The sequence below is a fragment of the Streptomyces pathocidini genome (assembly GCF_001418495.1).
Lineage (GTDB): Bacteria > Actinomycetota > Actinomycetes > Streptomycetales > Streptomycetaceae > Streptomyces > Streptomyces pathocidini.
On sequence record NZ_LIQY01000150.1, the window covers coordinates 1 to 12,207 of the forward strand.

The 12,207-nt window shown below is 75.0% G+C and carries 5 protein-coding genes; 3 read left to right on the forward strand and 2 right to left on the reverse strand.

The window, feature by feature from the left end; translation table 11 throughout:
• Together AOK16_RS28955 and AOK16_RS09255 are read right to left on the reverse strand one after the other, a co-directional pair.
• A partial coding sequence (locus tag AOK16_RS28955) for a type I polyketide synthase (protein WP_055471763.1) occupies positions 1–6,326 on the reverse strand: 6,326 nt, incomplete at its 3' end.
• Positions 6,323–8,146 (reverse strand): fatty acyl-AMP ligase, encoded by a 1,824-nt coding sequence (locus tag AOK16_RS09255; RefSeq protein ID WP_055471764.1) that lies wholly within the window; start codon positions 8,144–8,146, stop codon positions 6,323–6,325. The genes AOK16_RS28955 and AOK16_RS09255, both read right to left, overlap by 4 nt.
• A gap of 189 nt (positions 8,147–8,335) precedes the next feature.
• Between AOK16_RS09255 and AOK16_RS09260 the strand changes: the two genes are divergently transcribed.
• The 3 genes from AOK16_RS09260 to rsgA all read left to right on the forward strand — a co-directional run.
• Complete coding sequence (locus tag AOK16_RS09260; protein ID WP_079101207.1) at positions 8,336–9,844, forward strand: MFS transporter; 1,509 nt, start codon at positions 8,336–8,338, stop codon at positions 9,842–9,844.
• Between the two features lie 492 nt (positions 9,845–10,336).
• Positions 10,337–10,930 carry a hypothetical protein gene (locus tag AOK16_RS09265; protein WP_240483480.1) on the forward strand — a complete coding sequence of 198 codons (594 nt, stop codon included), beginning with the start codon at positions 10,337–10,339 and terminating at the stop codon, positions 10,928–10,930.
• Between the two features lie 623 nt (positions 10,931–11,553).
• The coding region (gene rsgA, locus AOK16_RS09270) for a GTPase RsgA (RefSeq protein ID WP_157859158.1) at positions 11,554–12,207 on the forward strand (654 nt) is incomplete at its 3' end.

Sequence of the window (12,207 nt, forward strand, 5' to 3'; positions counted from 1 at the left end):
CCCGACACCTGCGCCCACACCCCGGCCACCAGCCGCTCGGCGGCGTCCCGCGGCAGTACGGTCCGCGGCATGGCGGGGCGCGCCGGGCCCCCGCCGTGCCCTGGAGCCCGTAGGTCCAGCCCGGCGAGCAGGTGTTCCGCCACGTCGGCCAGTGTGCCGCTGCGCAGCAGCAGGGTCTCGGGCAGCTCGGTGCCGAAGTCGGCCTTGACGGCGTTGCGGATGCGCACCGCCATCAGGGAGTCGAGCCCCAACTCGGTGAGCGGCACGGCGGTGTCGATGCCCTGGTCCGGGTAGCCCATGACGAGCGCGGCCCGCCGGGTCAGCCGGTCGAGCACCGCCGCCCCCGCGTCCTCCTGCGCCAGCCCGCGCAGGGCCTCGGGACCGCACCAGTCGTCGCCGCCGTCCGCCGCGCCGCGCACCAGGTCCGCGAAGAACGGCACCGCTTCGACCCCGGGGAAGGCGGCCACCACGCGCGGCACGTCGAGCCGTACGACCCCGGTGTACGGCCGCCCGGCCGTGACGAGGAGCTGGAGCGCGTCCAGCCCCTCGTCCGGCGTGATCGGGTCGATGGCCAGGCCGGTCATGTCCGGCGCGGCGCCGACCCCGGCCCACGGGCCCCAGGCGATGGACTCCCCGGGCAGGCCGCGGGCTCTGCGCTGCTGGACGAGCGCGTCGAGCCAGGCGTTGGCGGCCGCGTACGAGCTCTGGCCGGGCGAGCCGAGGAGCGCCGCGGCCGAGCTGAACACCAGCCACCAGTCGAGCTCGTGGCCCGCGGTCGCCCGGTCCAGGTGCCGGGCGCCGTCGACTTTCGGCCGGAACACCGTGTCGAGGTCCCCCGGCTGGAGTCCGCTGACGACTCCGTCGCGCAGCACGGCCGCGGCGTGGGCCACGCCGCGGAGCGCGTGCCCGGCCCGTACGGCCTCGCCGACCAGGCGGGCCGCGGTGTCCGGTTCGGCGATGTCGCCGCGTACCACCGCGACCGAGGTGCCGAGGGCGCGGAGCTCGTCGAGCGCGGCCAGGGCCTGCGGGCCGGGCGCGCGCCGCCCGTTGAGCACCAGGCGCCCCGCCCCGTGCTCGGCGAGCCGCCGGGCGGTGGCCAGCCCCAGACCACCGAGCCCGCCGGTCACGATGTACGCGGCCCCGGGCCGCGCGAAGGGCACGCGGGCCGGGGCTTTGGCGGGGCCGGGGGCAGCCGGGAGGTCCGAGTCCTCGACGGTGCCGGCGGTATGCGGGGCGGCGGGGTCCTTGTCCAGGTCGGCGCCTGCGAGGCGGGCGGTGAAGCGGGTGCCGGAGCGCCAGGCGACCTGGTCGGTGTCCGCGTCGCCGAGCAGCTCGCGCGCGAGGTCGTGCTCGGCCTCGGGGGAGCGGTCGACGTCGATCAGGCGGCAGCGCAACTGCGGCTGCTCCAGGGCGAGTACGCGTACGAGGCCGCGCAGGCAGGCGCGGTCGGGGTCGCCGGGTTCCCCGGCGCTCACCACCACGGAGCGCGTGGTGACCAGGGACAGCCGGGGTGTCCCGCCCGGGCCGGGGGCGGTCAGGTGCCGGGCCGCGTCGGCGGCGGCCAGGACGGTCTCGCGCGCGTCGAGCGCGCCGACCGGTTCGGTGAACAGCACGACGACGGCGGTGGCCGCGCTCTCCTCGGTGGCGCGCCGCCAGGCGCTCACGGTCCGGTCCAGCCGCTCGCGCCAGGTGGCGCCGTCCCGGTCGACGGCCCGTACGTCCAGCGGGGCGACGGTGACCCCGGCCCCCTCGCTTTCGAGCGCGCCCCGCAGCGCATCGGCGAACAGGGCCCCGCCGCCCGCCGCGAACCGGGCCCCGCCCTCGGCGGCCGACCGGGCGCCCTCGGTGGCGGAGCCATCGCCGGCCCCGACCGGGAGCAGCAGCCACTCCTTGCCGGCCGCGTCCCGCCGCTCGGGCGGCGCGGCCTTGTCCCACGTGATCTCGTACGCCGTCTCGCCGAGCGGCAGCGGCACCTCCCCGGCAGAAGGGGCCCGCAGTACCACTCCGGCGGCCTCGACAACGGCGTCCCCGCCGGTGTCCTCCAGCCGCAGTGTCCAGCAACTGGCCGCGGATGAAGTGTCGTTGACGGATGATGCGTGGCCCGCGGCCGGCTCGGCCGGCAGCTCGGACGCTGCCCGAGCACCGTCGCCCAGCTCTCCCGGAGCCGGGCGCCCCGGGGTCGTCCGGTGCGGTGCGGGCCGCGAGGGCAGTGGCCGGACGCGGCAGAGCCCGGCGACCGCCCCGGGGCGCCGCACGCGCAACTCGCCCACCGCGACGGGGATCGCGCCCTCGGGAACGGCGCCGTCCGACTCGTCCCGGCCCTCGGTCGTGGCCACGGGGGCCCGCAGACAGGCATCGAGCAGAGCGGGGTTGACCTGCCAGGGATCCGAGAGCCCGTCCGGCGCGCCGTCGTCGGGCGGCGGCAGCACGACGGTGAACGCGTCCCGCTCGGGCCCACCGGGGGCGCCGATCGCCGGGCCGTGCCCGGCGGTCCCGGCCTGGCTCTGGCCGCCGTTGGCGCCCGCGCCGTGTCCCGGACCGCGGGGCTCGGCCGCGTCGGACCCGCCGGGCGGGGCAGCCCCGGTCCAGCCGGGCCCGGTTCCGCGCGAGTCGCCGGACGGGGCCTGCTGCCGCGCGTCGCCGTCGCGCGCCGACTCGCCCGCTCGGTCCGCCGGTCGGCCTCCCGCGGAGGCCGCGCCGGCCCAGGCGGACAGGCCGGGTCGGCCGGTGTCCGCCCCCCCGGCCGCCACCGTCGCGCTCGCATGCCGTACCCACGTCCCCGCCGACGAGCGCGTGTGGATGGCGAGTTGGGCGCGCCCGGGACCGGTGGGGTCGAGGGCCGTGGTCACCGGGGTGGTGTCGGAGAGGGGCAGGAGGTGGTCCAGGGCCAGGTCGCGTACGACGAGGTCGTCCACCGGGGTCGCGAAGACCTCGGCCGCCGCCGCGAGGGCCATCTCGGCGCACGCGGCGAGGGTCAGCACCGTCGTGCCGTGCACCTGGCCCGCCGGCCGGTACCACCCGTCCGTACCCACGTCCCCGCGCCACAGCGCGCGGCGGGTGCCGGGCACGTCCACGCGGGTGCCCAGCAGCGGGTGCCCGGCCGGGCGGGCGGCGCGGCCGGCCGGGCCGCTGTCCACCCAGTGCCGTACGTGCCGCCAGGGCGCGGTGGGCAGGGCCGTCCGGCGGCCGGCCGGCCACAGCAGCTCGGGGCCGCGCTGGGCGCCCGCGGTGTGCAGGGCGGCGAGGGTGGCCCGCAGCAGCAGCGGCTCGTCGCCGTCCCGGCGCAGCGTCGGCAGGACGAGGGTGCGCCGACCGGGCGCGGCCTGCTCCAGTGTCTCGCCCACCGTCAGCGTGGCGACGGGGTGGGGCGAGACCTCCAGGAACACCGCGTGCCCGTCCTCGGCCGCCGCGGCCACCGCCTGGCGCATCCGCACCGGGCGGCGGGTGTTGCCGCACCAGTAGTCCGCGTCGGGGCACGGCGTCCGGCGCGGGTCGTCGTACACCGTCCCGTACCAGGGGAGGGCGGGTTCGCGGCCGGGGATGTCCGCGAACGCCGCCCGCAGCTCCGGCAGCAGGGGGTCCACGGCGGGCGAGTGCCCCGCGGCGCCGACCTGGAGGAGGCGGGCGGGGTGCCCGGCCTCCTCCAGGTCGGCGACGAGCCGGCCGACGGCCTCCGCAGGGCCGGTCACCGTGCACCGCTGGGGTGAGGCGTCCACCGCGACCTCGACCCCGGGGTGCCTGGCGAGCACCTCGGCCCGTGCGTCCAGCGGCAGTTCGACCGCCGCCATGGCCCCGGTGCGCTTCGCGTCGATGCCCCCGAGCAGCACCGAGCGACGGAGCATGATGCGCAGGCCGTCCACCGGTTCGAGCGCCCCGGCCACGACCGCCGCGGCCACCTCGCCCATGGAGTGACCGATGACGGCGGCGGGCTCCACGCCGTAGGCCCGCCAGGTGTCCGCGAGTGCCAACTGGAGCCCGAACAAGGGGGGTTGGACGCTCTCCACGGCGTCGAGCGGCACCCCGTTGGTGATCATCTCGCTCAGGGGCGTGCCCGCTTCGGCCGCGAAGAGCGGGTCGAGCCCGCCGACGGCGGCGGCGAACGCGGGGTCCTCGGCGAGCAGCCGGCGGCCCATGCCCTCCCACTGCGAGCCGTACCCGGAGAACACGAACACCGGCCCCAGGCCGCTGACTTGGCCGCCCGGATCCGAAGCGGCGTCCGCCGCGTCGGACGCGTCGGGTACGGGGGCCGGGTGCGGGCCCACGACGCCAGGGGTGCGCCGGTTCTGCGCCAGCGCGCGCAGCGCCTCGGCCACGCTCTCCCGGCCCCGGCCCACCACCGCGGCGGAGACGGGGCCGTGCCGGCGGTGGCCGAGCGTGTGGGCCACGTCCTCCAGCGGCGTGCGCAGCCCGGCGGGGGCCATCAGCCAGTCCGCGAGACCCTGCGCGGCGTCCCCCAGCCGCTCGGCCGAGCGAGCGGAGAGGACGAGCGCGCAGGGCTCGCCCGCGTCCGGCTCCCGCCCGGCCCGCGAGAACGCGCCGGTGCGAGGGGAAGTTCCCGCCCACTGGAGCGCCTCCGTACCCGAGGCCGTCTCGAGCCGCGCCGCCGCCTCGGCTCCCGGATCCGCCTCGGCCCGCGGATCCGCTTCGGTGTGCGCCGCGGCCGGCGGCCGTACGGCGCCGTGCCCGGCCGCGTCCTCCGGCACGAACTCCTCCAGCACCGCATGCGCGTTGGTGCCGCCGAAGCCGAAGGCGGACACCCCGGCCAGCGCGGGCCGCCCCCCGTCCCCGGGCCACGGCTCGGTCCGGCCCACCACGCGCAGCCGGGACCCGTCGAAGTCGATGTGCGGGTTGGGTTCGCGGAAGTGCAGGCTGCGCGGCAGGGTGCGGTGCTGCAGCGCCAGTACGGTCTTGATGACGCCGGTGATGCCCGCCGCGCCCTCCAGATGCCCGAGGTTGCTCTTCACCGAGCCGATCAACAGTGGCCGCTCCGCGGGGCGTTGCTCACCCAGCACCGCGCCCAGCGCCCCCGCCTCGATCGGGTCGCCGAGCAGCGTGCCGGTGCCATGGGCCTCGACGTAGTCCACGTCGGCGCCCGCCACCCCCGCGTCGCGCAGCGCCGCCCGCAGCAGCGCCTGCTGCGCCACCGGGTTCGGCGCGACCAGGCCCGCCGACCGCCCGTCGGAGTTGACGGCCGTGCCGCGGACCACCGCCCGGACCGGGTCCCCGTCGCGCAGCGCGTCCGCCAGCCGCTTGAGCACCACCACGCCGCACCCCTCGCCGCGCGCGATGCCGTCGGCCGCCGCGTCGAAGGCCTTGCACCGGCCGTCCGCGGCCAACACGCCCACCTGGTCGAATCCGGCCGTGACCATGGGGGAGAGCAGCAGGTTGACCCCGGCGGCCAGCGCCGTGTCGCACTCCCCGGCCCGCAGCCCGCGGCACGCCTGGTGCAACGCCACGAGCGAGGACGAGCAGGCCGTGTCGACCGTGATGCTCGGCCCGCGCAGATCGAGGGCGTACGAGATGCGGTTGGCCGCGATGGAGCCGGCCGCGCCGGTGCCGGTCCACTCGGTGGCGCGGGCCGGATCGGCTGCCGTCAGCAACCCGTACTCGAGCGAGCTGAGTCCGACGAACACCCCTGTCGCGCTGGACCGCAGGGCGGCCGCCGCCAGGCCCGCGTTGTCCAGCGCCTCGCACGCCACCTCCAGCAGCAGCCGCTGCTGAGGGTCCATCAACTGCGCCTCGCGCGGCGTGATACCGAAGAACTCGGCGTCGAACCCGGCCACGTCGTCCAGGAACGCGCCCCACCGGGTCGTACGGGCCAGGGCCGCGGCGGTGGCCGCCGAGCCGTCGTCGAAGTCCCGCCAGCGCTCGGCCGGCACCTCGCCGATCGCGTCCCCGTCCGCCATGAGGAAGTCCCAGAAGGCGTCAGGGCCTTCGATACCGCCGGGCAGTCGGCAGCCGACACCCACGACGGCGATGGCGCCCGAACCCGCCGGGTCCCCGGAGGCCCCCCGTACAGCCCGGGCGGACCCTTCCCCCGGGCGGCTCTCCGAGTCCCCGAACAGGTGGCGTACGAGGGCGTCGATGCTGGGGTTCTGCCACAGCAGGGTGGTCGGCAGGGACCGGCCCAGGGCCGCCTCCAGCTCGCCGGAGATGGCGACCGCGTCGCGCGAGGACAGCCCGTACTCGGCCAGCGGCCGGTCGGGGGCGATCTCCTCGGGCGCGATCCGGCAGGCCTCCGAGACCAGGCGGGTCAACAGGCCGCGGATCCGGGCACTTTGACCGGCCTGCTCGCCGCGCTCGGCGTGTTCCGGAGAGTCCGTCATGCCGGCTCTCCCGCCGGGGCCGGGCCCTGGCCGGCCGGCCCCGACCAGGCGCCCGCCAGGTACTGGCTGCGGCAGGCGCTGCGCGCGATCTTGCCGCTGCTGGTCCGCGGCACCGTGCCCGGTGGCGCGAGGACGAAGTCGTGTACGGCCGTACCGTGCCCGGTCGCCACGGCGTCCCGTACGGCGCGGGCCACGGCGCTGTGGTGGGTGGCCGGGTCGGTGAGGTCCCTGGCGTGCTCGGCGACGACGACCAGCCGCTCCTGCCCGTCGACGGTCAACGCGAAGGCGGCCACGTGGTCGTAGCGGATGAGCGCGTGCGCCCCCTGCACGGTGGCTTCGATGTCGTGCGGGTAGTGGTTCGTCCCGTCGACGATGATCAGGTCCTTGATCCGGCCCGTGATGTACAGCTCGCCGTCGTGGAACACCCCGAGGTCGCCGGTGCGCAGCCAGGTGCCGTCCGAGGGCCCGTCCGTGTCCAGCACGGCCCCGAACGCGGCCGCGCTGCGCTCGGGGTTGCGCCAGTAGCCGCGCGCGATGTTGGGGCCGCGCAGCCAGATCTCGCCCACCTCGCCGTCCGGCAGGCGGCGCCCCGCCTCGGGCTCGGCGACGGCCGCCTCCTGGCCCACCGGCCGCCCGCAGGCGGCGAGTTGGATCGCTCCGCCCAAGGAGCCCGTGGTGACGGGCCGCGCCTTGCCGAGCCCCAGCAGCTCGCGGTCGAACGCGGTGATCCGGGGCGCCCGCGCTCTTGGCGTGGTGGCGACGAAGACGGTGGCCTCGGCCAGACCGTAGGAAGGGCGCACGGTCTCCGGCCGCGTCCCGCAGCCCGCGAAGGCCTGGTGGAACCGGGTGAGGGTTTCGGCCCGCACCGGCTCACTCCCGTTGATCATCACCGCCACGCGCCCGAGCGCGAGCCCGGCGCGGTCCTCCTCGCGAATGCGCCGGGCGCAGTAGTCGTACGCGAAGTTGGGGGCCGCCGTGAGGGCTCCCGGGTAGTCGGTGAGCGCGCGGAGCCAGCGGATCGGCTGCTGGACGAAGGCCAGCGAGTCCATGAACACCGAGTGCATCCCGCCGACCACCGGGAGGGCCAGGGTGCAGATCAGCCCCATGTCGTGGAAGAGCGGCAGCCAGGACACCGCGCAGTTCCGGTTGCGGTCGAGGCCGTACACCTGGAGCGCCTGCCGCACGTTCGCCATGACGTTGGTGTGGGAGATCTCCACGCCCGAGGGGTCGCGGGTCGCTCCGGAGGTGTACTGGAGGTAGGCGAGATCCTGCGGCCGCAACCGCGGTGGGATCAGCTCCTGGGCGGCGTTCGCCGCGGCCTCCGCGAGTTCGGGTCCGTCGACGGCGATCGTGCGCGGCCTGCCGGGGATGCGCCGGCCGGCGCAGAAGTCGGCGATGGAGGCCCGGTTCGCGCTCGTGGTGAGCAGACACGCCGGGCTCGCGTTCGTGAGGGCGGAGACGAGCCGGTCGTCGTGGCCGAGGATCCCGGGTGGGAACAGCGGCACCGCGACGGCGCCCGCCCGGAGCGCCGCCAGAAAGCCGACCACGTATTCGAGCCCCGAGGGCGCGAGCACCGCGGCGCGCTCCCCGGTGGCCCCGGCCCTGGCCAGCACCCCGGCCATCGCCTCGACGCGCCGGTCGAGTTCGGCCCACGAGAGGGTGTGGCGCCGTCCGGCGGGGTCGGCCGCGAAGTCGAGGAAGGTGAACGCGGGGTCGTCCGGAGTCAGCGCCGCGTTCCGTGCCAGACGGCCGACGAGGGTCTCCTCGTCGGCGGGGGAGAACCGTGCGGGCACGGGGCCGCCATCAATGCTTGCGGACATGCTGACTGCACCCTCCGGTGAGCGTCCCGCCATGGCATCCGGCTCCGTACGCAGGCACGGGGAGCGGAAGTCGCCATCGTCGAGAATTTACCTTCCGGACATTAAGGGCGGCTTTAGGGTGAGTCAAACACCTTGGGCATATGCTGATGCTAAATGCCAGGTTTCGAACCGAGGTGCGAATTCATGCGCATGCGCGGACCCCGCCCGGTGCGGCATGGGAAAGACGCCGCCTCAGGAGATGGCCGTGGACAGGGAGTTGAGTCGGCGAGCCGCCGTCCGGGGGAATTCGGAATTCTTCTGGCGCTCGCTTTCGCGGCCTTCATGACGTGCCTGGACAACACCGTTGTCAACGTCGCCCTGCCCCGCATCCAGCAGAGCCTCCGGCTCGACCTGCCCGACCTGGAGTGGGTGGCGGCCGCGTACCCCCTGACCTTCGCCGCGCTGCTGCTCACCGGCGGCCGCTCGGCGGACATCTGGGGTCGCCGGCCCACGCTGCTGACGGGGCTCGCGCTCTTCACCGCGGCCTCGCTGCTGTGCGGGCTCGCGCGCAGCGGGCCCGTGCTGATCGCCTTCCGCGGCCTCCAGGGGGTCGGCGCGGCGTTGGTCATGCCGGCCTCGCTCGCCGTGCTGGCCCGCGACCTCGGGCCCCGCGCACGGGCCGCGGGGATCGCCGTCTGGATGTCCGCCCTGGCACTCGCGCTCGCCCTCGGCCCGGTCCTCGGCGGCCTCATCAGCCAGCACTGGGGCTGGGGTTGGATCTTCGCGATCAATGTCCCGTTCGGTGTACTGGCGGCGGTCACCGTGGCGAGGGCGCTGCCGCGCGGCGGCCGTACGGTGCCGGGCCGCGGTCTCGTACGGGCGGTGGCGCTCGCCGGGCGGTTCGACCCGCTCGGCACGGGCCTGTCGTGCCTGGCCGCCGGTGCCTGCGCGTTCGGGCTGATCGAGGGGGTGCGACTGGGGCTCGTCCCGGCGGTGGCGGTCTTCGCGGCCTCCGCGCTGGCGCTGGCGCTGTTCGTGTGGCGCCAACACGCCGCGCGTACGCCCATGGTGGACCTCACGCTCTTCCGTGACCGGGTCTTCGCCGGGGGGCTCGCCGCCCAGGTGCTGTGGGGGCTCGGCGTCAACGGGGTGCTGTTCCTGACCGCGCTGTTCCTGCAGCGGGTGTTGGGGCTGACGCCGACCGAGGCGGGGCTGGCCTTCACCCCGGTCGCCCTGTTCCTGATCCTCGCAACACCGCTCGTTCCCGTACTGGTTCGGGTCCTCGGGGCCCATCGGGCCTGTGCGGGCGGGCTGTTGACCGTGGCGGCCGGGCTGCTGGCGCTCGCGCGGGTCGGGGCGGGCGCGAGTCCGCTCGACCTGCTGCCCGGCCTCGTCGCGATCGGCGCGGGCTCGGCCCTGACGGTGCCGTTGACCGAGAGGACGCTGGACGCGTCGCCCGATGAGGTCTCGGGCGCGACTTCGGGAGTGGTGAGCGCGGCGCGCGAGTTCGCCGGGCTGCTGGGAATTGCCGTACTGGGCGCGATCGTCGCCCACCGGCAGAATACGGAAAGCGACAGCAAGGGCGCGTCGGCCGCATTTGTCGAGGGATATCAATCGGGGCTTCTGGTGGCTTCCGTGTTTGTGGCGATCGGCGCGGTCGTGGCCGCCGTCAGTTTGCGGCCAGCCCCTCTCGCTGAATCCCGGAAAAACGATGGATGAGGTCGTCGGGAATCAATTGCGTGAATTCGAGAAGGCGGAATGGCGGCCATTGATGGCCTGATGGGGGCGTACGCGGGGGCATGCGGGAGCGAATTGACGGTGGTACAGCAGGGGCGCGAGTTTCGTGCTCCTGAATACTAGTAGGACTTATTGGGGCCCTCTTGAAGGGGCTATGCCATGGTGCTTTGCTCATTGCATCAACACCGGCGGGCCGCCCATACCTCCCGGGGGAGTTTCGACAGGCGGCTCGCCATTCTTTTCCCGTCAGGGGAAAGCCGGGCTAGGCCGAACTGTCGTTATGGGCAGGCTCCTCCGTGGGGGACGGAAACCACCAGTCGGCGCCGTTCCCCGGCGCCGACTGGTGCGGCTCGCGACTGTCGGACCAAAGGAGCATCAGTCATGCGAGCTACCCGTAGGCGGAAGCTATCCGCCCTTCTCGCCTCCGCCGCCGTGGCCGTGGGCCTGGCTCTCGTTCCCACCAACGCTCATGCCGTGCAGTTCGTGCCATGCAGTGAAACGGCCCTGGTGAACGCCATCGATGCCGCCAACTTGATGGGCGGGGACAACCTGGCCCTGACCCCGGGCTGCACGTACCGCCTGACCCAAGCCCACGGCGACGGCGTCAACGGACCGACCGGGCTGCCGGATATCACCACACCCATCTCGATGTCGGGGCTGGGGACCGAAATCACCCGGGCCGCGGGTGCTCCGGCCTTCCGGATCCTGGAGGTCAACGGCAGCAGTTACGGGGGGGACGGCAACCTCGTCCTCAACGCTATCACCGTGGGAGGTGGCAGCGCCCCGTTCCCCAACGTCGGCGGCGGCATCGCCAACCTGGGCGGCGTCGTACAGCTCAACGCTGTTACCTTGAGTGACAACACGGCTACGGCCGGGGGCGCTCTCTACAACGACATCGGGGCGACGGTCTTCGTTGCCGGCTTCGTACTCCGCAATACGGCCACAACCGGCGGTGGCATCTACAGGAACTCCGGCGCAGTGTCGATCACACCCGTCGCCACTATCTTCGCCAACAACTTCCCGGACAACTGTGCCCCGCCCAACAGCGTGCCGCTCTGCCCCGCCTGACGCATCCTGACCCCCGCGCACGCCGTTGGGTCGCAACCCCCTGGCCGGCGGGCGGCGTGCGCGGGACCGCGGTGCCGGTGCCCACAGCAGCCGGGGCATCGGCACCGCCCGGCCGGCCCCGCCGCACGGTCCACGGCCGTACGCCAGACCGCCAACTCCCTGACGTACAGCCCGGGATCCGCCCCGTCCAGGAGGGGAGGACGGGATTGCGGGGCCGCCACACCAGCGGGCCCCGGCCGAGGTCATCCCCACGGTCGGCCGGGGCCCGCGACCATGCGCCGGCCCGCGGCCGGCCGGCGGCCCCGAAAAACCGGTTGGCAGGTCGGGACGGCCGGTCTAGGGTCCGCAGGGAAAACAGCGGGCCCGGAGCGCCGAAGCAGCGGGCCGCCGCTGGAACCTAAGCAGCGGGCTACCGCTGGAGTACCGAAGCAGCAACACCCCAGGCACCACCGAAGCAACGCCGTTGAGAGAACAGGAGGTGAGGACCGATGACTGCCACCGCGCCGGGCGCTGCCCGCACTCGCCAGCTCATCACTCCCACCCCTGTGGCCTCCGGCTGAGCCAACGCTTCGCGCGCCGCGAGCGCGCCCGCCTCCGGAGAGCCACCCTCCGAAGGGCCTCCCTTGTCCAACCCGCTCAACTCCTCACACCGGATCGACTCCGCGCTCACTCCCTACGGTTGGGACGACGGCTTCGCGGCCGACTTCACCCCGCACGGGGAACAGGGCCTGCTACCCGGCCGGGTGGTCCGCGTGGACCGCGGCCTGGCCGATGTCGTGACCCCCTTCGGCGCGGTCCGCGCCGACACCTCGCTCGTCACCCCCCGCGACCCGGTGAAGACCATCTGCACCGGCGACTGGGCGGCCGTCGACCCCGACGGCGCGCCACCGCTCGTACGGGCGCTGCTGCCGCGCCGTACCGCCTTCCTGCGGTCCGGGTCCTCCAAGCAGTCGCTGGGGCAGGTCCTGGCGGCAAACGTCGACCACGCGATCGTCGCGGTCTCGCTCGCCGCAGAGCTGGACCTCGGGCGGATCGAGCGGTTCCTCGCCCTCGCGTGGGAGTCCGGCGCGCAACCGCTCGTCGTACTCACCAAGGCCGACCTGGTGCCGGACGCCACCGGGCTCTCGTACCTCGTCTCCGACGTCGAGGCCGCCGCGCCCGGCGCGCGGGTGCTGGCCGTCAGCGCCGCCACCGGCGAGGGCGTCGACGACCTCGCGTCCGAGGTCCGCGGCGGTACGAGCGTGCTGCTCGGTCAGTCCGGCGCGGGCAAGTCCACG